Raw genomic sequence first — 25984 nt, 5'->3', positions numbered from 1 at the left:
AGGAACTGTGCCGCTCACGGAGCTGGCAAGAAGTGAGCGGCCAGCACGATCGCCACCATGACGCAAAGCATGCTGAAGCTACCGCGATTCTCGAGAATATGGACTATCGGATCGTCGTGCATCGCGCCACGCACCGTTGCGATCCATAGACGACCGAACAGGTAGATCAATCCGATCTGCACGAACCAGAGAAGATGCGGAATTGTGTAACGATCTACCGTTTCCGGGGCGTTGATGAACAGACCGAACACGACCACCGCAGCGAGGGAAGCACCGATGCCAAACGGCCAAAGGACTTCGAGGTCGCTCACTCGATAATCCCGACCTGCCGTCGCGCTTTTGTTACTCTGGCGCAAGAACACCAATTCGGAGCAACGTTTCACGAGTGCGAGGCTGAGAAAAGCAAACACGGAGAACGCAAGAAGCCATCGACTCACCATGATTTCCGCTGCAACTGCTCCTGCGACGATTCGGTACGTGTACAGCAATGACAGAACGACCACATCGAGTAGTACGACCGACTTCAAGCGCCAACTGTACGCGGTCGTCAGGAACAGATAGAGCGCGAACATGCCGGTGAATTCGGCCGACACCGCCAACGCCAATGCAAACGCCAATGTCAGCAGTACCGCTGCGCATGCAATGCCGTGACTGATCGACAACACCGCGCTCGCAAAGGGACGATCACGCTTTCGTGGATGTCTGCGATCACTGTCCAGATCCCAAAGATCGTTGCAAATGTAGGTTGCCGACGCGCCAAGCGACATTGACAAGAACGCCAGTGCAAGCACGCCGACTTTGTCGACGTCAAGAAATGCAAAGGCTGTCAGCAGCGGGACGAACAGCAGCAGGTTCTTTAGCCATTGGTGGACACGCAGGGCCCTGCACCACGTCAAGAACGTTGCACGCACATTCGTGAACTCGTGTTCGATGGGGACGTGGCCGCGGACATCTGCGGCGACATCAGAGGAAACGCCAGCAAGTACGGCACCTCTCGCGCCCGCCCAAACCGGCAAGTCAGCTTTGCTGTCGCCCGCATACACGAAGTCGTCGCCGATCTGCTCGCGAATGCAGGCCAGTTTCGCCTCCCCCTTGACATTCGTGTCGCCACTGGTAGCGATGACACGATCGAACAGGCCGAGATGCGTGCTCACACGCTCAGCGATCGAACAATGTGCGGCAGTTGCGAGGACGATTTTTCGACCGTTCTCGCGTTCACGGGTGAGGTAGTCGATTAGCGGTTCGCGGTACGGAAGCGTTTCCGCTCGAAAATCGGCATGCTCCGCGACCTTGGCCTTGAAGGCGGCGCGACCGCCCGCGAGCCAGAAAGGCAGGCGCAGTAGGTTTGCTGGCTTTCGCTTGACGACACGGATCACGGATTCCATCAAGGTATCCGAAACCGTCAACGTGCCGTCCAGATCAACGACGAGCGGAAGTTTTTTGGTCTCTCGCATTCTTTATGGATTGACCTTAATAGATCGGACCATCTGTTTAATAATCTTGATTTTATCTACCATTCCTCGAACCCATATTCAGATGGAATTTTACAATCGTCACCTGAAAATTTTTACCGACCGAAGCGTGGATCTCCGTAAGACTTTTTGCCATCAAACATCAAGCTATCAAATAAATTCGATAGATCTTGAAGCGCAAGACCGGCATGAATCAATCCTGCCTTTTCTGACAACTTGTCTCCTTTTATGGCCTAATCATATCGGTCGACGGCACCCCAAGTCGCACCACTTATGCTGTCGATATCTATGCTCGCCACGTCGTGGCGGTGCGGATGATACGCTGAAATTCCCCTCGATCGATAAATACGTCGAAGACACTTACGGGCTTGCCATCCATGCCATAGATGAGGCGTGCTTTTGATCCAGACTCCACGAGAAATACGTTATGTCCCTCATCTAACAGGCTGCGAGCAGACACTAAGTGAGTGTAATCACTGCTTTCGGCATCTGAATCTGCTGACGGAAACGCGCGTTCATATAAGACAGAATAAGCCTCAGCGATCGGCGCATTAAAAATATAATCATCTTCGACAGATTTTCCCAGGCAAGGCAATTTCGACAGCAGATGAAGGTCAACGCCAAGGGTTGAATTTTGCGAGCAAATTAATGTTTTTCCAATAAAAAATGCGAAGCATCCGTTTTCAAAATCTGGCGTTGACCACGAATCAACACGATCAAACCAGATCGCAAAACAGTTCGGATCACCAAAAATCATAGTCACTTCCCCTTAAACCCAAGTTCACGTCGCACTTCGATTGGAATCTTCGATACATTCAATTTTGCCTGGGCGTCACCGGTCGATCCCGTCCAATGAAATATCCCATTGCGATCCTCAGTAAACCGATGAATATTTCCGTTTGAATCAATAGCATAGCGGTCGTCTCCATCGCCCGGAACCGATGAGTTGAAAAGATCTAGAGAATTGCGAGGCTCTGTTCCGGCGTTCCAATTATTTCCCGGTGCCCCCGGTGTATGTTTTGGATTCGATTTTACCTGCAAACCATTGTCAGCAGTCACCGGTTTGGGAATTGGCAGGCGATTGTCTCCCTCGCCTTTCGATGCAAGCCATGTATCAACCAACCCTGCAACGTCAGTTGGAAGAATTCCCGCAATCGCATCGAGTATCGCCTTACCAGCCGCCACCGGATTAATCAACGGACCGGTTTTCGCGGTCGGATCAAGCTCGGTCCGGTTATCGACAATACCACTGTCGTCTTTCCCGCGCGGCGACCCAAAGTATCCGCCCAATGGTGGCAGCGGCCCTGTTGGGGCAATCGAAAATTGATTGTTTTCGCCCTCAATTTTGGCGGCCCCCGCCGCCGTCGCGATATCCTGACCCGATATCGCTGCAACCCCGGCAACCAAGCTCGACACGAGGTTGTCGCGAGCTTCACGCTCCTCTGAAGACATATTGGTCGTCGGAGCCATCAAGCTTCCGATCACAGAGCTTGCTGCAGCCCCCATCGCGCCAGCGCCGCACGCTTGACCGCCGGCCGCCCCGCCAGCACATCCCACGATCGCATGAAGTGCTGCGCGCGCCTCGTCACTACCAAGGCCATCGGCGATTTGCTTGACTTGATTCGCACCCAACTGTTGCACGTATGCAATCGTCGCATTTTGCGCGAGTTGACCCATACCTCCCGTTACGTTGCTACCGGCCGCAACCGTAAGCGCGGTCAACACCTGACGATACGTGCCGCTCGGTCCCCACTCTGCGGCCAACTGATCGGCACGTTGTTGGGCCGCTGCTCGCTGCTCCGGCGTGAGATTTGGATCTTTTGCCGCCGCTTTTGCCGCATCCGCTTCCTTTGCCCGGTTGGCCACGAAGGTGCCAGCTTGATTCACAAACTGGCTCGTGATGTCGAAGCCAGCCTGAATCTTGTCCTTGTCGAAGATTGGCGCGAGTGCGCCACCCGCGTTCGATGTATCTCGATTGACGCTGGCGGCCGTTTCGTCAGCGGTTTTGCCCGTTATCTGCTGTTGCTTGACGTTATCGGTGATCTTGAGCGAGCCGCCGCTGATCCCGCTACGTGTGACCGAACTCGCATCATCTGACGCACCGAGCACGACAGGGGACGCGACTGCTAATCCGCTGCCGGTCTTCGGCAAGTCGGTTCCTGCCACCGGATTCACGTTATCGGCCGTGCCTTTCTGGTTCTTACCGATGCCACCGCCGTAACCGCCCGACATTCCGACCGACGACGCGTCGTAGGACGCATGGTTCCGGATATCGCTCGTCGTCAGCGTGGCCGTTGTCAGGCTGTTCACACCGTTCTGTACAGCCTTGTCGTTACTCGCGATCAAGCCGCCTTTCAGGTCCGTATTGCCTTTGACGTTGACTTGGAACCCACCGTTGCCAGCCTTGATGCCCGACTGTTCGGCAACCGCCGCGTAGTCGCTGTTCATCTTTTGCTGACTGATGTTGCCCGATACACTCGACGGTCCGGCACACAACGGCGGAACGCACACGCTAACCGACACCCCTGCGCCTTGCTGCTTCGAATTGTAATGGTCGGTGTCCTGCAAGCTCTCTATGTTCAGGTTGCCGCCTACGTCCGCGACGACTTGCTTGCCGGACGCGACTGCCCCCTTGATGTTCGTATCGCCGCCGGATTGAATCGTGAGCGTGTCGCCTGCCGCAACGTGCGTATTCGTCCAGGCGGTCGAATTACCATCGCTGTTTCCGCGATTCCCCGCGACGCCGGCCGTAAATGCGATGCCGGTCTGCTTGCCGCCACCGATCGATACCCCGACACCAAAACTACCACCGCTATTCTTCAACGATTGGCTGCTGGTGCTTTCAGGCGCTTGCAGATTCACATTGCCGTCAGCGGCGAGCTTGACGTTCCCTCCAGCCGAAATCGTGCTTCCGATCACATCGACGGTGCTATCCGCACCAGCGCCGGTTGCCTTCACTGATACGTTTCGGCCGGCCGATACCGTACTACCGACTGCCGTACTAGCTTGCGATTGCGATTGATTGTCGCTCTTGCTCGCGCCTACGGAAATATTAACGCCGACTGTTTTTCCGAGCGCAGCGGGACCGCCGCCACCCGTTGCATCATAGGCGTTCTTCGCAGCGAGGCAAGTCGTTGCTGCTGCAAGCGCGGTCAAACGCGCATCGCCCGTGGTCTTGCCGGCTGCATCAACCATCTGCCTGCTGGTCTGCGCCAATGCGATGACGGGACTTGTCACGCCGACCGTCACGCCGGCCTGTCGGTATTGCTGCTGCTTCGCCTCGCTCATCGTGTCGTAAGCCGAGTCGATCTTCACAGACTTACCTTCGAGCGACACGTCGTTACCTGCGTGCAATGTGCTACCGGTCGCGTGCAGATCGTTCCCGGCGGCCACATTCAGATTACCGTTCAGCGAACCGACCATGCTTCCGGTATTCGACACTTCGGTGGAATACCGCTGATCCGTCATCGAGCGCGTACCGATCGACACGGACATGCCTCCATTCGACATGAGACCCGATTGTTTTTTCTCGAAGCTGTTGGCCGACTTCACCGTGTCGTGCGAGGTCGTGATACGGACGTCACGCGCCGCCTTCAGATCGACATCACTGGTGCCGACTACATTGCTGCCCTGAACTGTAATGTCCTTGCCTGATTGAATCCTCACGGTGTCGCCCGAAACCGTGCTTGCGACACCGATATTCGCTTGCGTGTCGTGCGATTCCCTGGTGGTCGAACCCGACACGAAACTGCCGCGCTTCGTCTGGACCTTCCTATAGCTGTCGTGTTCCTCGCGGCCTTCGTTGATCGTCACGTTACCGCTGCCGGTAATCGTGACACCGCCCGGCGCCGCGCTGTCGGCGCCCGAGGTAACCGACGACCCCGTCAGCGTGACATTACCTTTCGTCTCATCAGCAACGTTGACAGCCGACAGTGCTGCATTGCGACCAGCCGAAAAGGTCGTGCCTACAGCGGTTTCGTCGTAGGCATGATCGATTTCCTTGCGTGCGCGCCCGTCGGTCGCGACGTTATCGATTTTGGCGGTATCAGTGACCGTCGTCGCGGTGAGGTTGCCGCCAGCCATCACTGACAAATCTTTGCCGGCTGAAACGGTCGCACCTTTGAGTACCGTATCGTTACCGCTCTGCATGACGAGATTGCCGTCTGCCTTAATGCCGCTCGCCACATTTTTCGTGGTGGATTCTTCCCAATGCCGCTGATCGTTCAATTGCATCGATTGGTTTGTGGTCGACTGAACCGTATCGACGTTGATGTTACGGCCGGCCAATGCCATCGCATCGCCGCCAGCCGACAGATTTGCACCATGCAGCGTCAGGTCGCGACCAGCCTGAACGGCAAGACCACCCGTTGCCGCGATCGTGCCTTGCTGGCCGCTTAGACTCGTGCTGATATTGCTCGCACCCGACGTGCCGGTTGCGCCAACCGTATCGACCAACGTCGTGTTGACGATATCGCGGCCCGCCAGCACGGCAATCCGATTGCCGGTAATCTGGCCTGACGCATTCACCACATCATTGCTTGCCGACACGACCGTTGTACCGTTCGTGCCTCTGCTCGAAATCGTACCGCCACGATTCAAAATGTCCGTCGCCGTCAGCACGGTTTTCGTGCCGCCCTTGATCACGCCGGAATTCGTCGCGCTACCCGTCGCATGAATTTCAACGTCGTCCGCCGCGATCAGCGCGCCAGTCGGCTGCAGATCGTTCGCATGCGTTTGCGCCATGTAAACGACCGGAGCCAGCACATGCGTCGTGCTGCCGTTCGGCAACGTTACTGTCTGATCGACCAGCCATACGATATCGCTCGTCAGCGCATCCATTTGCGCGGCCGTCAGCGCCATCCCCGGCACCAGACCGAACGCTTTTGCGTAATTCGCCCCGTTCGTCATCAGCGCGCGATATTCATCCTCGGCACTCGCGTAGCCCGGCAAGAAAGTGCGCCCCGTCAGTTGCGTGATCTGATTGCGCACCATCTGCTGCTCATACATCCCGTCACCCAAACGCTTTTCGATGCTCGCCGGGTTCAGGTTCAACTGGCCGAGCATGTAGTCGCTCGAAATGAAGTTCGTATAGCTCTGCAGGCGCGGATCGGTCACGATCAGGTACGGCTGACCAGGTGCGTCGTGAATCGAATAAAGACCGCTCGTCGGCAACGTGATCGGCAGTGCGCCCGACGCATTCGCGACCGATTGCTGTGCGCCAACCGGTGTCGATGACCCGCCTGCGGCACCCACTGGCGTCAACTTGCCACCGGATACGCCCTCATTGGCCGAATTATTTCCAAGCGTAGCGCCAGTCGCGCCAGTCGAAGAATTCTGGGCTGCAACGTTCTGGTTGTTGACATCCCTCGCGTCGATGATTACCGACTGGTTGGCGATGATCGTGCCGCCTGTTCCACCAATGGCAACCGGCGCATACACCTTCGGAGGCTGAACGATCGTGCCGCGATCCTGCGTCGTATCCTCGTTCCACGCGTACATCGACACGATGTTGTCGGTCTGATACTGATACAGCGTCCGCCCGACGTTGTTCACGACGGTGCCACTGTAGCTGCCTGAACCTGCACTGCCGGACACATCCGCATCGCCGATCTTGATCGAGCCGCCCGCCGCGATCGAGCTGTATTCGTTGTTGATCGTGCCGACGTTCTTCATCACGATGTTGTTGCCAGCAACAAGTTGCGCCTGTTGCGCCTGGCTCTTCACCTTGTCCTGCTGAACCGTGGTCGTCGTGTCTCGCCAGATTTCGACACGCTGATAACCGTTGTGGCCGTCGCTGCGTGTCGTGTATTCCGTATCCGGAACGTAGTTGACGTGCGGATCGTACGCATCCCAATAGTTGACCGTAACCGTACCGTCCGCGTTGGTCGTCAGCGTGTTGTAGTAAATCGTCTGCTGCTTGCCGTTCACGTTCACGACCAACACCTTGTCAGTCGCGCTCGGTCCGGACGTTTCCGATACAACCTGCGAAGGGCTATAGGTTGACGTGAGCGGCGTCTTATAGCCGTTGACCCACATTGCCTGCGAGCACCCGCCGTTCGGGTCCGCGTTCATCGTCGCGCAAACGATGTATTTCTGACGCTTGGTTTCGTGCTTGCTCGCCGTGCTCGTGGTTTCGGTGGTCACCTCCGGAGCCGGACGCGTGTTCGTGAACGTGCCAGCCGCAAGTTCGATACTGCCTTGCGCTTCCATCGCGGACTGATCGTTCAAGACATTTTGCGTACGGTTCGCGAGCAACCCGTTCGCGTCACGCTGACCGTTGGCGGCGATATTGATGTCGCCAATACTGAAGACGTTCGCGCCGCCCGTGTTCGACAACTGGTTGGACGCGTACAAATTCACCCGTTCGGCTGCGGCGATCACCGCCGCTGCACCGGTATTGTTGATCGTGCTCGCATTGGCGGTGACTTCGCGGCCGATGATCGTCGCGGCGTTGTTCAGCGTCGCGCTGTTGGTGGTGACCGTATCGCCTTCAATGCGACCTGCATTATCGATCGTGCCGCCGTCCGCGTTGACCGTCGTCGTGCTGGAATTCAGATCAGCGCCTGCTTGGTTCTCCACGTTCGCGGCATTCACCGTCAGCGCGCCGTTGGCGTCCAGCACGCCCTGGTTCGTCAGCTTACCCGACGTGGAAAACGTGAGGTCGCCGTTGGCATGCAACTTGTTCGCCGTGGTCTGCGTGTAGTCGCTCGCGAGCGTCACCGCACCGTTTCGGCCCGCTACGATCGACCCGTCGCCGCTCAACGCGCTTGCGGACAACGTCAGGTCCTGATCGCTGCCGATAACGCCGTTCTGGTTGGCAAACGTGCCGGCCTGGATTGAAATACCGCCGCCGCTGCCTGCGTCGTTACCAATTTTGCCGGACGTGTTGTCGATCGATGCGGTGTTCAGTGACAGCACGCCGTTTGAACGAATCGATCCGGCCCGATTCGACAGCGCTGCATTTACCGCGCTCAGCTTGAGGTTGTTCGCAGCTGACAGCACACCGCTCGTATTATCTACGTTGCTTGCAACGTTCAGCGTCAGATCGTGCCCGGACAGCGTCTGACCACCTTGAGCGTTCGTCAAGGTTTGCGCGGTCAGCGTAACATCGCCGTTTCCGCCGATCGTACCCGCACCCGCTTTGCCGGACGCGTTCGTGTTCGTGATCGACGCGCCGCCGTCGATCGTCGTTGCACCGCTGCCGATATTCGCGATACGTCCGTCGCTGTTGTCGACGTTGCTTCCCGACAGCGCGAGCGTCGAATTCGTGCCGTTCGCTTCGATTTGCCCTGCAGTGTTGTTGACCGCGCCTTGTGCTCGCAGCGACAGATTCCCGTTCGCCTGAACAAGACCGGCTGCATTCGCCATCGTACCGTTCGACTGCACCGAAAGCGCTTGCCCTGCTAGAAGTGAGCCGCCGGAATTATCGACACTGCGTGCCGACACCGAGACGTCCCCGTTGCCGCCAATGGTGCCGCCCGCCGTATTCGTCAGCGCGTTCGCCGTCGTGACCGACAACGCGCTCGTGCCCACGTTTTTAAGCGAGCCTCCGTCGTTAGCGACACTGTCGGCCGTCACTGAAACGCCATTGTTCGCTTCGAGCGTGCCCGCACGGTTATCGACAGCGCCCTGGGCCTTCAACGTAATGCTGTCCGCACCGACGTAGCCGCCCGCATGGTTATCGAGCGACTGCACATCGAGCGCCGCCTGTCGCTGCGCGGCCAGCGTACCTGCGCTATTCGATACGGCTGTCGCTTTCAGGCTCAACGCGCCATTGGTCGCGATCGCGCCACCTTGGTTCGACAATGCGCCAGTCGAAATCGACAGCGCAACGGTTCCGGCGTGAGTGATTTTCCCGTGGTCATTGATCAGCGTTGCGGGCGTCAGGTTCAGGTCGGTGCTGTTGGTCTGAACAACGCCGTTGCTCGAATTATCGAGTGTGTTCGAGACGGCGACATTCATTGCGCCAGTCCCTGTTTGTGTAATGGTACCGCCGCGGTTCGACAAATTCGTCGCCCCGAGCGACAACTGCGCTGCCTGTACCGAACCCGCATCGTTGCTCAGCGTCGCGGCATTCACGGTCGCGGATTGTCCGGCCGTAATGCTGCCCGAGCCGTTCGTCAACTGCGCACCCGCATTGATCACCGCGTTTTGTGCAGCCGACAACGTGCCGCTGCCGTTGTCGAGCGATTGCGTGCCGACGTTCAGATTCGTTTGTGCACTGACCGTGCCGTGGTTCACGACGCTGCCCGATTGAATCTCCACGCCGCCGTTACCACCGATGACACCGCCTTGTGCACCGAGTGCGGTCGTACCGGCCGCATTCGTCAGTTGCCCCTTCGTCGTAATGGACAGACCGTCCGAATTCAGCGACGTAACGCGGCCTGCACTATTGTCCAGCGAGCTCCCCGAAATATTCATTCCGGCTGCGCTCTGAATCGTGCCCTGGTTGTTCGCGATTGCACCGCCGCGCACCTGCATCGCATTTTCGGAAACGAGCGTGCCGCCGTGATTCTCTATTGCGCCGTTCGACTGCACATTCAGCGGACCTTGCGCCGATACCTTGCCACCCTGGTTCGAAATACTGCCCGCGGTCAACGTTGCATTGCCTTGGCTCGACAGCGTGCCGTGATCGTTGATCAACGCACCCGCTGCGTTCACATCGAGAGCGCCCTGCGCACTCGTTGTCGCATTCGAGAGAGTCAAGTCCCCGGCGCTTGCGTTCAGCGACACGTTACCGTTCGCGGCCGTCTGGCTACCCGCGAGGCTCACGGCAGCACCTGAAATCGACGCGCTCCCACCCGCGACGTTCTGCCCGCTCGCCGTCAATTTCCCGGCGCTCGACAAATTCAGATCGCCGCTTGTCCCGACGGAACCATCGTTATTGACACCCGCGCCGAGCGTCCCGGTCGAATTGATGCTGCCCGCGCTGACCGTCGCATTTTGCTGTGCAGCGAGCGTGCCGCTGTTCGACAGCGTACCGGCTGCTGAAACGTTCGCGCTCTGTTGCGCATACGTCGTGCCGCTGTTTTGAACGCTGTTTGCGGCCGCCGTGAGATTGCCGCTTGCGGTCGTCTTGCCAGTCAGTACAAGCTGACCGTTCGATTGCAGCGTCAGGTCGCCCGCTTGTGCCGCGATCGTCCCGGCGTTCGCGACACCAACACCGAATTCGTTCGATACGAGAAAGACCCTGTTCGTGTACATACCGCCAAGTTGGCTCACGTCGATTGCGATCGCCGGTGCCGCACCGTCGCCAACGATTGGTGTCGCCGCCAGCGTGCTGTGGTTGACCTGGTTCGCACCCGCGACGACGTTCAGGTTCTTCGCGTAAATGGCTGCATTGGCCTGTACCGCGCGCGAAATCAAGTCGACCTGATCGACATTCGATACATTCAGTCCCGCACCGCCGACGGAAATCAGGCCGCGCGACACGTTGAAGCCACCGAGCGAGCCGTCGGCGCCGTAATACGGCGTGCCGGTGGTGAGAACGGCTCTCGACGTATTGATGAACCCGCCGCCGTCAACCTGAATACCGGCACTGTTCGACAGGATCACTTCGGCACGATTGCCCGCGACCTCGACGTACCCTCGCAGTTGCGACGGCGCATTGCTGTTGACCTGGTTGACGATGATCCGCGCAGACTGGCCCGCACCGAAGTTCGGGTTGCCGTTGATCATCCCCGCCTGCTGCGTGTTCACGATCGTCGGCGAGTTGTTCAGGATCGCGCCCGGTTTTTGTACATCGAACTGGTTGTACGTGTTCACCGACACGCGGGCGCCAGACGGTGCGGCAATATTCACTTGCGGTATGCCGTTCTGCGTCTGAATCACGTGCGTACTCGTGCCCGGAGTCGGCGCGATTTGCGCAAAGCTGAACAACGGCACACCGAACAATAATGCAGCCGCCATCGCGATCGGTTGCCAAACGATCCGCAACCCCGCCAAGCCCGACGGCGCGCTCACGCCTTTATTCCCGACCGCACGCGGTGAACTACCGTTTTCCTGAACGGCGATCATCACGCCGCGCACGCGATTGAATACAACCCGATAGCATTTCTTGTTCATTCTTCGTTGACGCGCACTGCGCCCCTACTTGCAGTCTTATTTGAATACAGCGCAAATAGGACCGAACTTAATTCGCCGTCTGATCTTTAACGCGCTTGCAACGGATAGTCAGAGCGACAACGCCTCTCGTGCGCGTCGCGATTGAGAAACAGCGCTCGCAATGGCCCCGCTCATCCACTGCGCGATCCTAGCAGAAGCGATCCCCGTGCATTGTCAGAAATGATTAATGCGATACGCAAAGCATCGGCTTTTTCTTTGCAAGTACTGGAAATTTTCAAAAAACACTCAAGAATTAATGTTTTATAATGTTTTCAGAGTGTTAATTATGAGATGGAAGCGACTTTATTGGGATAAGCGCATCGCAATTTTAGACACAGTGCCAATCGTTCGATCGCGGCCAGATACCCATGATAGGGTCGGCCGAATCATTGCGAGATAAATGGCGATGGTGCCGTGAAATTCGTTGGTCGAAAATACACGAATCAAGATAGGACAATATGCGCTCTCGAGCGCCGAAGCATGCAACCGCAGCTACATCACTTCGACAACGTCGCCCGCACCGTATATTCGCCTTCCAGCCCATCGTGATCGGGCCGCACGAAGTACCGCGACGAATCCAGATCGGCCGGCAGCGGCTCGACCGGATAACCGTGCTTTTCCCACGCATCGAGGCCGCCCTTCAGCGCCCGGATGTTGTGGATCATCTTCTTGCGCTGCATCTTCGCGATCAGACGCTTGGCCGTGGCCTCGTTCGGGCATACGCAATAGACGACGATCGGCCGCTTCAGCACTTCCGGGTCGAGCAGGTCCGGGGAATCGAGATCGACCGGCAGCGCGCCGGCAATCCGGTACGGCTCGCGTTCGCGAATCGCTTTCGGCCGCGCATCGAAGATCAGCGGCGGTTCGTCGGACGTCATCATCTCGACGAGCTGCGGCGGCGAGATGCGTACCTGCGCGAGATAGCGGCGGAACTGCACGCGGCGCACCCAGCGGTACAGCAGGAACGTGATGAAGATCGCGAGGAACGCGTCGAGGATCGTGCCGCCGCTCGCGCGTACCCACAGCACGAACTGGACGATCTGGTCGTGAATGGCCGCGCCGCCGATCAGCCAGAACGCCGCCCACAGCGACGCGCCGGCCAGATCCCAGAACAGGAACACGCCAATGCCGATCGCGGTCGTGCCGAGCAGCGGCGCCGACACGAGGCCGAGACCCGGCAGGAATTTCGACAGCACGAGCAACGGCGCGCCGTACCTTTCGAATACGTTACGGGCGAAGCGCAGCGTCGTGTCGAGCGACAGCGAGAAGCGCACGAGGCCATTCAGCAGGCGCCGGCCGCGCGTACGGCCCATGAAGAACCACAGCGAATCGGCCAGCATCGTCGCCCCGATCGCCGCCGCGAACATGCTGGCCCAGGACGCCTGCCCCATCGCCGCCATCGTGCCGCCGAGAATCAGCATCGGCACGGCCGGCACCGGCACGCCGAGCTGCGTGATCAACACGCTCGCGAAGACGGCCCACGGGCCGAGCGACGATGGAATAGCAATCGGAAAGTGCCACACGGCGGCGCTCCTGGAAGACATGCGGGCCGCGCGACAGGGCCGTCGGTACGGCGGCGCAACGGCCGCCGCGGCATGTCCGCGACCGACCGGTGCATCCTGCGCATTCTAAACGGGTTTGGCCGCGCTCGCGCGGAACACCGACCATCGGCACGGGCTTCGCGCCCGGCGTGACTCGGCCGTGACAGTCACACGTCCGAGCGCGGCGCGAGCTGCGCGACGTGTTCCGCGTAGTCGGGAAACTCGGCCGCCAGCGCGGCCGCATCCGCGAGCTCGAATTCCGCGAATTCGAACCCCGGCGCCACCGTGCAGCCGACGAGCGCGACATGCTCGGGCGATGCACAGCGCGCGCCGAACCAGCTTCCGGCCGGCACGACCGCCTGGAACACGGTGCCGGGATGCGTGAGCGGGTTGCCGAGCCGGTGGATCGTCAGCCCGTCGCGCGCGTCGAGTACCCACACTTCGATCGGGTCGCCCGCATAGAAATGCCAGACCTCGTCGGAGCGGATGCGATGCCACGACGAATACGCGCCGTCGCACAGCAGATAGTAGATCGCGGTCGATGCGGCACGTCGCGCGCCATCGGCCGGGCGCACGACCGAATCGGTCGCGCGGTAGGTTTCACGGAAATAGCCGCCTTCGGGATGCGGCTGCAGGTCGAACTGGCGAATCAGGTCGGTCGCGGAAATCGGCATGGCGGATGACGTCGGTAAGGTTGGAAACCGGCATTCGGCGGCCCTTCCGGTCCGTCCCGATTCAGGCGACCGGTGCCGCCGGATGTCCGTGCGTCGATCGCCGCGGCCATGCGCGCGGCGAACAAGCGGACACCGGCCGATGCTGCCAGAACTGCGTGCCGGGACGCAACCGTCGACGCTCGATCGCTCACCGCCAAGACTCCCGGCGGCCCGCCCCGGCACGCGGATCGTGCCGATATCCGGCCAGGCACGCGAGGCAGCCCGCTGCCCGCAGATGCACGGGCGGCATCGCCAACCGTACCGCCGTCGATTACGCGGTCGCCGACGCCCGCGCCTCGCCGTGCCGCACCAGCAGCACGGGCCGGTCGGCCGCGCGCAGCAGCGATTCCGCCACGCTGCCGAGCAACAGCCTGCGCAGTCCGTGCCGGCCGCTCGTGCCCATCACGATCAGGTCGGCGTCGGCTTCGGCCGCCGTGCGCATCAGCACCGCCGCGATGTCCTCGCCATACGCGTCGAGCGCGCGCACCGTGCCCCGCACATGCTGCTGCGCGAGCGCCGCTTTCGCGTCGTCGAGCACCGGCGTCGCGGCATCGGTCGCCGCGACATCGCCGTCGCGCTCGGCGGCGAAGCCTGCGTCGACGTCGACGAGCTGCGGCCGATGTTCGACGACGTACGCACAGGTCACTTCGCCGCCGGACGCCGCCGCGATCCGGATCGCCTCGTTCAGCGCGAGACGCGCGCTCGGGCTGCCGTCGAGCCCGACGAAAATCCGCTTGTACATGGTCCGTCCCTCCGACCGGGCGCGCATCGCGCGTTGCGCGACCACGGCCCGTTGCCGCAAGCCGGCCCGGCGCCGGCTTGCCTGCCGAACAGTCTGCCCCACGTGCCGACACGCGGGTTGACGCGCATCAAGCGGGGCCGGCGCGCCCCTGCTTCACGCCGTTTGCCGCGATTTCAACCGACCCCATTACAAAAAACGTGTAAAACGCGCACAATTTCATCTTCAAAATAGTCGTTGCACGCAGCCGGTGCGAGGTTTTCCGGTTGTGCCGCCCTGCCCGAGCGCCTTGGGTAGCCCGAACAACAGAATGGCCATCGAATGACCGCCAGTGGAACCCCGACGCGTGGCGCCCGAGGGCCCGCGCCCCTGCAGATCATGTTACGCCAGCCGCTCGCGGCCGGCGTCGTTGCGCTGTGCGCGGGCGCGGTGTTGTCGCTCGGCGTCGCGCTGCTGGTGCGCGAGCAGTGGCAAGCCGCCGTTCATACGCGTTTCGAACGCCGCACGGCGCACGTGACCGCGATGCTGCGCCACGAACTGCAGACCGGCGTCGCGGTGCTCGAAGGCGCGCGCGGCGCGTTCGGCCTCGTCCCGACCATGACGCCCGAGCAATGGCGTCGCTATGCGGAGACGCTCGATCTCGACAGCGCCCGCTCGCCGGTCCGGCAGATCGGCTATGCGCCGCTGACGCCCGCGGCGCGCAGCGCCCTCGCCGGCACGAAACCGCCGCCGGCCGGCCCGCTCGCGGCAGCGACGCTTAGCGCCCCCGCGTCGAATGCGCCGGTCGAGCGCTTCGGCGCGTCCGACGCGGCGCCGCTCGCGCATGCGCTGCGGACCGGCGATATCGCGCTCGGCGTTCATTCGGCCGACGACGATACGTCCCGCGACGCCCGCACGTTGACGCTGTTCCTGCCCGCGACGGCCTCGTCGCTTGCGGCGGCCAGACCGTCCGGCGCGCGCGAAACCGCCGCCGACGGCGTACTGTTCGCGGCGTTGAGCCCGCGGCGCCTGCTCGAGCGCGCGCTCGATACTGAACGCGGGATCGACCTGTGGATGAGCGCCGGCGGCGATCCGCGCGCGATCGCCAGCGTCGAGACGACGACCGACGAAGCGTCGGCGTCGCCCGACCTGATGCGGCGCACCGACATGCTGAATTTCGGCGGCACCGCGCTGACGCTCGCCTATTCCGCGGACGGCCGGCCGAGCGCGACCGGCGCGCAGCGTGCGGCCGGCACCGTGCTCGCCGCCGGGCTGATCGCGTCGTTCGGGTTCGCGGCGCTCGTCCATGCGCTGCTGCGCAGCCGCGCCGATGCCGGCGCGAGCAGCCGCGGCCTCCTCAACGAGGCACGGATGATGGGCATCATCCGCTCGTCGATGGAAGCGATCATCACGATCGACGAGAAGCAGACGGTCGTGATCTTCAATCCGATGGCCGAGCAGGTGTTCGGCGTGTCCGCGATGGAGGCGATCGGTGCGCCGCTGTCGCGCTTCATTCCGGAGCGGTTCCGCGCCGCGCACGCGAAACACGTCGACCAGTTCGGCGTGACGGGCGTGTCCGAGCGGCAGATGGGCCGCCAGCGCGTACTGTTCGGGCTGCGGGCCAACGGCGAGGAATTCCCGATCGAAGCGTCGATCTCGCAGATCCGCGACGCGTCGGGCAAGCTTTATACGGTGATGCTGCGCGACATCACCGAGCGGCTGCGGGCCGAGAACGCGCTGAAGCGATCGCGCGAGGAATTGCGCGAACTGTCGGCGAACCTGCAGAACGTGCGCGAAGAGGAGAAGACGCGCATCGCGCGCGAGCTGCACGACGACCTCGGGCAGCAGCTCACCGCGCTGAAGATGGACCTGTCGGTCGTCGAGCAGCAACTGCGCACGCCCGGCCGCGCGCACCCCGACGATGGCGTGCAGACCCACCTGCAAGGCATGCGGCGGCTGATCGACGCGACGGTCGCGTCGGTGCGGCGCATCGCGGCCGACCTGCGGCCGGTGATGCTCGACGATCTCGGCCTCGTGCCCGCGATCGAATGGCTCGCGAACGATTTCACGAACCGCTACGGGATCGATGTCGAGCGCCACATCGAGACGGGCGGCCTCACGTTCACCAGCGCGGGCGCGACCACGCTGTTCCGCATCGTCCAGGAAGCGCTGACGAACGTCGCGCGCCATGCGGATGCGACGCGCGTGGCGTTGCGGCTCGACGTCGAGGAAGGCTTTTGCGTGCTGCGCGTCGCGGACAACGGCCGCGGCGCGGCGCCCGGCGGTGCGGCCCACGAAGACAAGTCGTTCGGCCTGATCGGCATTCGAGAACGCGCACACATGCTGGGCGGCACCGTGACGATCGACACCGCGCTCGCGCGCGGCTTCTCGATTACCGTCGCGTTTCCGCTCGCCACCGTTCAACAGGACACGCTCATCACATGATCAAGGTGCTCATCGCCGACGACCATACGCTCGTACGCGACGGTCTGCGGCACATCCTCCAGAACGCCACCGGATTCGAGGTGGCCGGCGAGGCCTGCGACGGCCCGTCGACGATTGCGCTGGTGCGTGCGACGCCCGCGCAGGTGCTCGTGCTCGACCTGTCGATGCCGGGCCGCAACGGTGTCGAGCTGATCAAGCAGATCAAGGACGAGAAGCCCGCGCTGCGCGTGCTCGTGCTGACGATGCACGCGGAGCAGCAGTACGCGGTGCGCGCGTTCCGCGCGGGCGCGTCCGGCTATCTGACGAAGGAAAGCGCGAGCGCGGAGCTGGTCGGCGCGGTCACGAAAGTGGCGTCGGGCGGCGTCTACGTGAGCCTGGCGATGGCCGAGCAGTTCGCGCAGAGCCTGAACGAGCCGGCCGAGACGCTGCCGCACCAGCGGCTGTCCGATCGCGAATTCGACGTGTTCCGGCGAATCGCCGCGGGCCAGACGCTGACCGAGATCGCGAATGCGCTGTGCGTGAGCGCGAAGACGGTCAGCACCTACAAAACCCGGATCCTCGAAAAGATGCAGATGCCGCATGAAGCGGCGCTCGTGCGTTACGCGATGCGGCACAAGCTGCTCGACGAAACGGACGACGTGTAACGGCGACGTGTAACGGACGACGTGTAGCCGGTGCGGCGCGGGCCTCGGCGGGCCCGCGCATGGCGGTTACTTCGCCGGCACTGGGCACGCGAGGTCGCCCTCCTCGCAGGCGAGATAGCCCTTCAACGTTTCGGTGCGCGCTTTCGTCAGATCGTCGAGGCAGGTCGATACGACCATCGGGTATGCACTGCCGCCCTCGACATTCGCGCTCGAGAAACGGCACTCCGCATCGCGGTACGCGATCCACGCGCGCTGCGCGCTCACGAGCTTGTCGGCAAGCGGCTGCGCATCGCGCAGGCGCGCGGTGACGGCCTGGTAGGTCCGGTTCAGTTCCCCGTCGGATTTCTTGTACGCGCGATCGGCACACGCCGTCATCGTCGCCTGATCCGTCGCGTCCGCGCAATTCGCCTGCGCATGGGCGACGCCCGCCACCAGCGCCAGCGAGCTCAGCAGACCGGTCAAGACACGCATGGATGCTCCTTTGTTGTTCGTTGAAGTGTGGAACCCGGTGCCTTGTCGCGCCCCGTGTGCATGGGCCGCGCCACCGCGCCGACATCGACCGCGATGCTAGCGCACGCGCCGCGGATTGTCAGCGGGTCGGCGCGGCGAGAGACGTGACCGTTCACGGCAAGGTATTGCTGAATCGGCGCCGATCGGTGACCGGCGTGTCGCTCATGCAAGCCGCAGGCTATTTGCGAACGGTTCGGCCGACGGCAATTCGTGCGTTGCCGTACTCGATGAAAGAGATGCAAAAAGCCCGCACACGATACGTGTGCGGGCTTTTCCGATACGGCTTCGGCCGCGGCCTTCGGGGCCGCGAGACAACAGCCGGCTCAGTGACCGAAGTACACCGACGAGCGGTCGCTCACGGCCGGCACGACCGCGCGCTGACCCGACTGCGACGTCGCGACCGGGTTCGAACCATAGCCGGTTGCGTCGGCTTGCGCACCGGCGTTCTGCGCGGCCGCGATCTTGGCCTGGGCGGCCTGGATGTTTTCCGGATAGTTGATCCAGTCGTTCGGGTTGTAGCCGGCCTTTTCGAGCTGAACCAGTTCGGCGCGCACTTGCGCGCGCGTCAGCGGCTGCTGGTTCGATTGGGCGAACGACACGACCGGTGCGGCCACCAGGGCGGCCAGTGCAACTGCCTTGATCAGCGATTTCATGATGCGTTACCTCCAGGATTGTTTTGTCAGGCGCTTCGGACTCGGAGTCGTTGCGCATGAGTGAAAGTCTAGGAGGCTCGACTATCAGGGTAAATACTTAAATCGCAAATTCACTGTTGACCGAAACCGTACAATCGCACGGGAATAGGTTAATTCATCAGACGATTATCGACGTTCGTGCACCGAATACCGCGATAGGGTGACGGCCGTGCGCGGGCCAGGCGTCAGCGCAGGCGGTCGATATCCGCCGACGCCATCTGCCTGTCGAACAGCAGTGCCTTGAGGCGAATCAGGTCGGCGGCGTCGATGTCGTCGAACGCCGCATGGTGCAGCGTCAGCGCCGGCACCGCCGGATCGGCATGCGCGGCCCGCACCGTGCCGGCGAGCGCCAGCCGCTCGACACGGCCGCCGGTTTCGTACGGCAGCATCACGCACAACGGCTCGCCGGGTGCCGCGATCGCCCGGCCGACGGCGATCGACAGACCGCTCAGGCTGAGGTCGTGCACCACCCCGATGCTTTCCGCTTCGTCCGCCGCGCCGCGGCAGCCGGCCGCGATGCGCACCGGCACGCGCGGCTCGGCGCGCGTGCGCAGCCGGTCGACGAAACCGGGCGGCGACAGGATCATGAATGGCGCCGCGCCCGACGCCTGCACCGATTCGACCGTCGCGCCGAAACGGGACACCGCGGCGCGGCCGACCGCCACCGCTTCGACGTCGTCGCCGCGCGCGAACTCGAGCGCGGTGGCGGGCTGCGGCTCGACGAACAGCGCCCCCGACGCGCCGACGCCGATCAGCCGGCACCGCTGCAGCGCGCGCGCCGTGCCGACCCGCCGGCGGATGCCGATCGCGGCGCCCGCCGACAAGCCCATGCGCGTGGCGGGGGCGCCCGTCGCCGCGGACGCGCGTGGATCGGTGTCGGCGGCGTCGCGTCGGCGCACGGGGCGGAAATGGTCGAACAGGAAAGCGTGCTGCGCCGGGTCGGCCAGCGTCGTGCCGGCCGGCAGCAGCGCGGCGCCGTCGGCGTCGTAGAGGTCGAAGCCGAGCGGGACGCCCACGGAAAGGTCGTCGCGCGCGAGCGCGGCATAGTCAGTGGAAAGTCGCATCGGAGAAGCGCGGGGGCGACCGCGCGAGCTATCGTGACAACTTGATTACGGCAGCATCGCGCGGAATCTGAATGGCTTCGTCACTGCGAAGCGCCGGTCGAGTCAGGCGCGGCCGGCGCCGGCTCCGGGATCGGCGGTGGGGCCGGCACGGCCGAAGGGGCGGCGCCGACACCGGCGCCGCTTCCGCTCGTCGTACTCGCGCCCGCGGGCGGCTGCGCAGGCTGCGGCGGCTGCGATGCGCCCGACGACAGCGCCGCGGCCGACGCGGCTACTTCCGACGCCGGCACCCATTCCTCGACGATGCCGCCGGACGCGGCATCCGGCGCCGACGCGGCCGACGCTTCCGACGCCGCCCCTTCGTCGGTCTCGGCCGGGCGTTCGACGCGCGGCGTCCTGACCGGCGCGGACGCCTTCTTCGGCTCGGACGGGAACCACGTGTCGAACAGGTCGGTCACGCGCTCGCGCAGCGAGCCGAACCAGCCCGGCGACGGCTCGGTATCGAATTTCGCCTTCGTATCGACGATCCGGGCGCGCTGCGCGCGCTGGAAGAAATCGCCGACGATCGGCAGCGCGCTGTGCGCGCCCTGCCCCCAGTAATCGCTGCGCAGCGTCACGCGGCCGTCGTCGAACCCGACCCACGCGCCGGCGACGAGGCCCGGCTGCATCAGGATGAACCAGCCGTCCGCATTGTCCTGCGTCGTGCCGGTCTTGCCGGCCACGTCGCCGCGCACCCCGAAGCGCGTGCGGATGCTGCCGCCCGTGCCGCGCGTCACGACGTCGCGCATCACGTCGAGCAGCATCTTGTCCGTTTCGGCGTCGAGCGCGCGCTCGGGCGGCGCCGGTGCGTACTCGGCGAGCACGTCGCCCTGGCGGTTCTCGATGCGCGTGACCATCTGCGGCTCGACGTACAGCCCGCCGTTCGCGATCGTCGCGTACGACGCGACCATTTCCTTCAACGTGACGGGGCTCGTGCCGAGCGCGAGCGACGGCACGCGTTCGAGCGGGCTTTCGCGCACGCCCATGTCGCGCGCCAGCCGCGCGACGGCGCCCGGCCCGACCTTCTCCATCACCTGCGCGGTGATCCGGTTGCGCGACAGCGCAACCGCGTCGCGCAGCGTCATCGGCTTGCCCGACGGCGGCACGTCGTCGTTCGGCCGCCAGATCTCGCCGCCCTTCAACGGGATCTCGACCGGCTGGTCGATGAACGTATCGTCCGGCTTCATCCCGCTCGCGAACGCGGCGCCATAGACGAACGGCTTGAACGTCGAGCCCGGCTGACGCCGCGCCTGCGCGACGTGGTCGAACGGCTCGCGGGTGAAGTCGCGGCTGCCGACCCACGCGCGAATCTGCCCGTCACGCGGGTCGATCGCGAGGAAGCCGGCCTGCACGTCGGTCTTCGCCTTGCACAGCGCGTGCAGGAAGCCGCGGTCGGACGCGAGCAGCTTCATCGCCGCCGCGTCGTCCTTGCCTGCGTCCTGCGCGGCCTTGTACTCGGCCGATTCGCGCATGAAGGTGCGGAACACCTCGTTGTCGGTGCCGCAGCCGTCGCGGCCGCTCCATGCATTGTTCGCGATACCCTGCAGTTGATTGCCCTGCAGCGTGAGCGCCTGCGTCGCCATCTGCTGGAGCCGCGAGTCGATCGTCGTACGGACGATCAGCCCGTCCGAGTAGATGTTGTAGTCGTTGCGGTCGGCCCACGCGATCAGCCATTTGCGCAACTGCTGCGCGAAATGCGGCGCCGGCCCCGGCGGCTCCTTCTGGCGCTCGAAGTCGATGCGCAGCGGCCGGCGTTGCAACTGCGCGAACTGCGCGGGCGACAGCTTGCCGTACTTCACCATCTGGCCGAGCACCGTGTTGCGCCGCTGCAGCGCGCGCTCGGGGTTCAGCACCGGGTTGTAGTAGCTGTTGCCTTTCAGCATCCCGACGAGCGTCGCGCTGTCGAGCACGTCGAGTTCGTCGGCCGACTTGTCGAAATAGGTGCGCGCGGCCATCTCGACGCCGTACGCGTTGTACAGGAACGGCACCGTGTTCAGGTAGGTCTCGAGGATCTGGTCCTTGCTGTAGACGGCCTCGATCTTCAGCGCGGTGATCGCCTCCTTCACCTTGCGCGTGAGCGTGGGCGCGCGGCCGATCTCGTCCGGATACAGGTTGCGCGCGAGCTGCTGGGTGATCGTCGAGCCGCCCTGGCGGCTGCCCGAGAACGTATGGAGCGCGGCCGACGCCGTGCGCTTCCAGTCGAGTCCGTGGTGTTCGTAGAAGCGGTGATCCTCGGTCGCGATCAGCGCGTCGACCATGTGCGGCGAGATCTGCTTGAGCGCCACCCATTCGCGGTTCGACGGCTTGAATTCGGCCAGCAGCTTGCCGTCGGCGGACAGCACCTGCGCGGGCTGGTCGACGCGCGCCTTGCGGATGTCGCCGATGCCCGGCGTGAACGGGATGAGCACGACCACGTACAGCGCGAACAGCGCCGGCACGGCGGCGGCCGAGAGCAGTACGCCACGGCGCGTCGGGCGGCGGACATGGCGCCACGCGGTGGCGGCGAGAGGCTTGAGCCGCGCGACGGCGGCCGCTGCGACGGGTTGGGCGCGCGCGACCCATCTGGCGCACAAGGCACGCACTGACGACACGTTTCGGCGATTCACGCGGGTGGAGCTCGGCTGAAAAGGCTGCATCGTACCAAACTCGCGCGGCCGACCCGCGGCGGCCTTGCGCCGGCACACGCGCCGCGGTGTTGCGGCGGCGCTCACGCAAAAAAGGCGCGTGTCCGGCAACCGGAACGACGCGCCAAACCTGGTGCGACGACCTGAACGCCGCGCGAAGGGGGCGTAACGGGGACCAATGGGGGGCGACCGGCGCCCCGGCTCAGCGCACGAGAAATCCGTACGTGAGCGGATCGCGCTCGTCGACGATCCAGTTCGCGAACCCGCAGATATGCGCGCTGCCTTCCACTTCCGGGATCACGGCCGGGAGGCCGCCGACCGTCGTTTCGCGCAGCACGCGCCCCTTGAAGACCGTGCCGACGATCGATTCGTTGACGAGCGTGTCGGCCGCCGCGAGCAGTCCGCGCTGGTAGAGCTGCGCGACGCGTCCGCCGGTGCCGGAGCCGGTCGGCGAGCGGTCGACCTCGCGATCCGCGAACACGCAGCAGTTCGCCTGCGTCGAACCCGCGTGGCGCGGCGCGTTCGCGATGATCGTGCCGTAGATATGGTTGATTTCCGGGATCTCCGGATGCACGACCGGATACTTCGCGTTCGCGGCCGCCTTCACTTCCGCGCCGAAGCGAATCAGTTTTTCGACCGCCGATTCGCGCACCGGCAGGTCGAATGGCGCGCCGTCGACATAGAAATAGAACGCGCCGCCATACGCGATGTCGCCGGTCACGGTGCCGAACGAGGGCGTCTGAACCGACACGTCGCGTTGCCAGATGAACGACGGCACGTTGACGAAGCGCACCGGCCCCGCATGCTCGCCGTCCCACTGGACGAACGCCTCGATGAAGCCGCACGGCGCGTCGATGCCGACCCGCGTCTCGGGCACCGTGCGCTGCACCCAGCCGAGCTCGACGGCCGCTGTCGACAGCGCGATCACACCGTGTCCGCAATGGTCGCTATAGCCTTCGTTGTGCACGAAGATCACGCCGAAATCGGCATTAGGCGACACGGGCTCGGTCAGATAGCCGCCATACATGTCGGCATGGCCGCGCGGTTCGAACATCAGCGCGCGGCGGATTTCGTCGGCATGCGCCTTGAGCCATGCGCGGCGCTGGACGATCGTCGCGCCGGGCAGCCGCGGCAGCCCGCTCGTGACGATGCGAAACGCTTCGCCGCCGGTATGCACTTCGACGGTGGAAAGGGATCGGGAAATCTTCATGACGAATTGGATGCGTTGAAACGAAGGACGGCGGCCGGGCCGCCGTCCGGTGACGGGATTACTTCGCGTACGGTTCCGGCAGGCCGTTGCGGATCACGTAGACGGTGGTCGGCGCGCCTTTCAGGTCGCCGTTCGCGTCGAACGAATAGGTGCCGGCGACGCCCGCGTAGTTCGACTTCGCGAGCTGCGCGCTCAGCTTCGCCTTGTCGGTGGTCGTGCCGGCCTTGACCATCGCGTCGGCGAGCAGCTTCACGCCGTCGTAGTAATTGACGCCGTAGACCTGCGTATCGGTGTGATAGGTGTCGTGGTACTTCTTCAGGAATGCGCGCCCGGCCGGCGTCTTCTCGAGCGCGACGCCGCCCTGCGCGCAGTAGACGATCGACGCCGCCTCGCCCGCGACCTTACCCATGTCGGCCGAACAAATGCCGTCACCGCCGAGCAGCTTCGCCCGCAAGCCGCGCTGCTTCATCTGCTTGGCCATCGGCGCGCCCTGCGCCGCATAGCCGCCGAGGAAGATCACGTCGGGGTTGGCGGCCTTGATCTTGGTGAGAATGCCGAGGAAGTCGGTGGCCGACGAATTCGTGTATTCCTGGTCGACGATCTTGATCCCGTTCGCCTTCGCGACGTTCATGAACTGCTCGGCGACGCCCTGCCCGTATGCGGTGCGATCGTCGATCACGGCGGCGGTTTTCGCGTTCAGCGTCTTCGCGGCGAACGTGGCCATCGTGCCGCCGAGCTGCTCGTCGCTCGCGCCGATCCGGAAGATGTTCTTGAAGCCCTGCTTCGTCAGCGCCGGGTTCGACGCGACCGGCAGGATCGGCACGCCGGCGTTCGAATACACGCGCGACGCGGGGATCGCGACGCCCGAGTTGTACGGCCCGAGCACCGCGACGACGCCCTTGTCGACGAGGTTCTGCGCGACCTGCACGCCGGCCTTCGGGTCGGCCTGGTCGTCTTCGGAAACCAGTTTGAAGGTCACGGTCTTTCCGCCGACCTTCACGCCAGCCTTGTTGAGCTCGTCGACCGCCAGCCGCGCGCCGTTTTCATTGTCCTTGCCGTTGGCGGCCTGCGGGCCCGTGAGCGGCGCCGAATGGCCGATCATCACGACCTCCTGCGCATGCGCGGAAGTCAGCGCGCCAGCGGCGACGGCCACCGAAAGCGCGGTCACGAGGTGTCGCATGATGTCTCCTGATTGGTTTTGTGTGAAACCAATGTAGGACATGCGTGGTCACATCGCAAGCAATTTAAAAATAATCGTCGGCATTTTGGTCATATTGAAGACCAGAACGGATGCGCGCGCGGGCCGGTCACTTCGGCGCGATGTCGCGCCGCACGCGGCGGATGTGCTGTTCGACGTAGAACGCAGCCGCATCGGCATCGCCGGACACGATCGCCTCGTAGATCAGCCGGTGTTCGGACACGTAGAGCCGGATCCGGCCCGCGTCGTAGATGCCGTCGTCCTTCAGCCGCTTCCACAGCGGCTGGTCCATCGTCTTCGCGACCTCGTCCGCGATCTTCACGATCAGCGCGTCGCCCGTCATCAGCGCGAGCTGCCGGTGGAACAGCCGGTCGCTCTCGTTCCACAGCGCGCGCTGGTGCGGATCGTCGATGTCGGTGATGGTTTCCATCTGCGCGAGATAGCGCTCGGCGCCGGCGTCGGCGCGGCCATGGGCGGCCGCGAGGCGCGCGATCGCGGGCTCCAGGATCAGCCGCACGTCGAGCGTCGACGTCGGGCTGAAATCGGCCTCGAGCACGGTGTGCGCGTCGCCGTGCCGCGAGAGCACGTCGAGCGGCGCCGCGACGACGTAGGTGCCCGAATTGCGCTTCGTGAAGACGAGACCTTCGTTCTGCAGCGCGCCGAGCGCTTCGCGCACCGCCGGCCGGCCGACCTGGAACAGCGCCGCGAGCTCGCGCTCGGACGGCAGCCGCGATTCGGCCGCGTAGCGCCCGGCGCGAATCTCGTCGCGGATCTTTTCGGCTACCTGCTCGTAGATCTGCAGCGGCCTGAAACCGCCTTCGAGTGAGTCGGGGCGCGCGGACATCATCGTATGGCTCCTGCCCGTTCGCGGGCGTGGGATCTGGAATGGGTTCGCACTATACCGGAGCGGGCGGGCAGCGCGGCATCGGCGAGCCTTCTGGCCAGATATTAGAACCAAAATCCACGAAGCGCTTTATTTTCTGGGTTGCGGGCGCGCCAGCAAGTGGTATAGA

General features: G+C 63.5%; 15 protein-coding genes. 2 read left to right on the top strand and 13 right to left on the bottom strand.

All coding sequences use genetic code 11. From position 1 onward, the window contains the following. Positions 1-14: 14 nt before the first annotated feature. The 6 genes from CFB35_RS22315 to CFB35_RS22290 all read right to left on the bottom strand — a co-directional run bounded on the left by CFB35_RS22315 (position 15) and on the right by CFB35_RS22290 (position 14572). Complete coding sequence (locus CFB35_RS22315; protein WP_059574420.1) at positions 15-1454, bottom strand: UbiA family prenyltransferase; 1440 nt, start codon at positions 1452-1454, stop codon at positions 15-17. A gap of 304 nt (positions 1455-1758) precedes the next feature. Beyond that, complete coding sequence (locus CFB35_RS22310; protein WP_081066605.1) at positions 1759-2229, bottom strand: immunity 42 family protein; 471 nt, start codon at positions 2227-2229, stop codon at positions 1759-1761. Positions 2230-2231: 2 nt separating this feature from the next. After that, positions 2232-11537 carry a hemagglutinin repeat-containing protein gene (locus tag CFB35_RS22305; RefSeq protein WP_089465580.1) on the bottom strand — a complete coding sequence of 3102 codons (9306 nt, stop codon included), beginning with the start codon at positions 11535-11537 and terminating at the stop codon, positions 2232-2234. A gap of 536 nt (positions 11538-12073) precedes the next feature. Further along, positions 12074-13099 carry a DedA family protein/thiosulfate sulfurtransferase GlpE gene (locus CFB35_RS22300; RefSeq protein ID WP_059574421.1) on the bottom strand — a complete coding sequence of 342 codons (1026 nt, stop codon included), beginning with the start codon at positions 13097-13099 and terminating at the stop codon, positions 12074-12076. A gap of 185 nt (positions 13100-13284) precedes the next feature. After that, entirely contained in the window at positions 13285-13791 is a 507-nt protein-coding gene (locus tag CFB35_RS22295) for a cupin domain-containing protein (RefSeq protein WP_059574422.1), read from the bottom strand. 310 nt (positions 13792-14101) lie between these two features. Then, positions 14102-14572, bottom strand: coding sequence for a universal stress protein (locus CFB35_RS22290; RefSeq protein WP_059574423.1), 471 nt, complete (start codon positions 14570-14572; stop codon positions 14102-14104). 318 nt (positions 14573-14890) lie between these two features. Here CFB35_RS22290 and CFB35_RS22285 point away from each other — a divergent pair, with 318 nt between their 5' ends. Continuing rightward, positions 14891-16993 (top strand): PAS domain S-box protein, encoded by a 2103-nt coding sequence (locus CFB35_RS22285; protein ID WP_059574424.1) that lies wholly within the window; start codon positions 14891-14893, stop codon positions 16991-16993. Beyond that, complete coding sequence (locus tag CFB35_RS22280) at positions 16990-17637, top strand: response regulator transcription factor (protein WP_006483707.1); 648 nt, start codon at positions 16990-16992, stop codon at positions 17635-17637. The genes CFB35_RS22285 and CFB35_RS22280 overlap by 4 nt, the downstream gene beginning before the upstream one ends. A 66-nt stretch (positions 17638-17703) precedes the next feature. On the opposite strand, the gene CFB35_RS22275 is transcribed toward CFB35_RS22280, so the two are convergent. The 7 genes from CFB35_RS22275 to CFB35_RS22245 form a co-directional block, all read right to left on the bottom strand. Further along, the gene (locus CFB35_RS22275; protein ID WP_059574425.1) at positions 17704-18108 is read right to left on the bottom strand and encodes a lysozyme inhibitor LprI family protein; all 405 of its coding nucleotides are present in this window, start codon (positions 18106-18108) and stop codon (positions 17704-17706) included. 362 nt (positions 18109-18470) lie between these two features. Then, entirely contained in the window at positions 18471-18800 is a 330-nt protein-coding gene (locus tag CFB35_RS22270) for a DUF4148 domain-containing protein (protein WP_027783001.1), read from the bottom strand. Between the two features lie 224 nt (positions 18801-19024). Continuing rightward, positions 19025-19903 carry a PilZ domain-containing protein gene (locus CFB35_RS22265; protein WP_059574426.1) on the bottom strand — a complete coding sequence of 293 codons (879 nt, stop codon included), beginning with the start codon at positions 19901-19903 and terminating at the stop codon, positions 19025-19027. Positions 19904-19983: 80 nt separating this feature from the next. Beyond that, positions 19984-22575 carry a penicillin-binding protein 1A gene (locus CFB35_RS22260; RefSeq protein ID WP_059574663.1) on the bottom strand — a complete coding sequence of 864 codons (2592 nt, stop codon included), beginning with the start codon at positions 22573-22575 and terminating at the stop codon, positions 19984-19986. 190 nt (positions 22576-22765) lie between these two features. Beyond that, complete coding sequence (gene lhpH, locus CFB35_RS22255) at positions 22766-23773, bottom strand: trans-3-hydroxy-L-proline dehydratase (protein ID WP_059574427.1); 1008 nt, start codon at positions 23771-23773, stop codon at positions 22766-22768. Positions 23774-23831: 58 nt separating this feature from the next. Then, positions 23832-24953, bottom strand: a complete 1122-nt coding sequence (locus CFB35_RS22250; protein WP_059574428.1) for a branched-chain amino acid ABC transporter substrate-binding protein — start codon at positions 24951-24953, stop codon at positions 23832-23834. A 127-nt stretch (positions 24954-25080) separates the two neighbouring features. Beyond that, complete coding sequence (locus tag CFB35_RS22245) at positions 25081-25818, bottom strand: FadR/GntR family transcriptional regulator (protein WP_059574429.1); 738 nt, start codon at positions 25816-25818, stop codon at positions 25081-25083. Positions 25819-25984: the final 166 nt, after the last annotated feature.

It is taken from the genome of Burkholderia sp. AU16482 (assembly GCF_002223285.1).
In the GTDB taxonomy this organism is placed as follows: domain Bacteria; phylum Pseudomonadota; class Gammaproteobacteria; order Burkholderiales; family Burkholderiaceae; genus Burkholderia; species Burkholderia semiarida.
This window is presented reverse-complemented; position numbering and strand designations above follow the sequence as displayed.

Coding starts and splice junctions, on each gene's coding strand:
- CFB35_RS22315 (WP_059574420.1), bottom strand. CDS start 1,454: ATGCGAGAGACCAAAAAACTTCCGCTCGTCGTTGATCTGGACGGCACG.
- CFB35_RS22310 (WP_081066605.1), bottom strand. CDS start 2,229: ATGATTTTTGGTGATCCGAACTGTTTTGCGATCTGGTTTGATCGTGTT.
- CFB35_RS22305 (WP_089465580.1), bottom strand. CDS start 11,537: ATGAACAAGAAATGCTATCGGGTTGTATTCAATCGCGTGCGCGGCGTG.
- CFB35_RS22295 (WP_059574422.1), bottom strand. CDS start 13,791: ATGCCGATTTCCGCGACCGACCTGATTCGCCAGTTCGACCTGCAGCCG.
- CFB35_RS22290 (WP_059574423.1), bottom strand. CDS start 14,572: ATGTACAAGCGGATTTTCGTCGGGCTCGACGGCAGCCCGAGCGCGCGT.
- CFB35_RS22285 (WP_059574424.1), top strand. CDS start 14,891: ATGACCGCCAGTGGAACCCCGACGCGTGGCGCCCGAGGGCCCGCGCCC.
- CFB35_RS22280 (WP_006483707.1), top strand. CDS start 16,990: ATGATCAAGGTGCTCATCGCCGACGACCATACGCTCGTACGCGACGGT.
- CFB35_RS22275 (WP_059574425.1), bottom strand. CDS start 18,108: ATGCGTGTCTTGACCGGTCTGCTGAGCTCGCTGGCGCTGGTGGCGGGC.
- CFB35_RS22270 (WP_027783001.1), bottom strand. CDS start 18,800: ATGAAATCGCTGATCAAGGCAGTTGCACTGGCCGCCCTGGTGGCCGCA.
- CFB35_RS22265 (WP_059574426.1), bottom strand. CDS start 19,903: ATGCGACTTTCCACTGACTATGCCGCGCTCGCGCGCGACGACCTTTCC.
- CFB35_RS22260 (WP_059574663.1), bottom strand. CDS start 22,575: ATGCAGCCTTTTCAGCCGAGCTCCACCCGCGTGAATCGCCGAAACGTG.
- lhpH (WP_059574427.1), bottom strand. CDS start 23,773: ATGAAGATTTCCCGATCCCTTTCCACCGTCGAAGTGCATACCGGCGGC.
- CFB35_RS22250 (WP_059574428.1), bottom strand. CDS start 24,953: ATGCGACACCTCGTGACCGCGCTTTCGGTGGCCGTCGCCGCTGGCGCG.
- CFB35_RS22245 (WP_059574429.1), bottom strand. CDS start 25,818: ATGATGTCCGCGCGCCCCGACTCACTCGAAGGCGGTTTCAGGCCGCTG.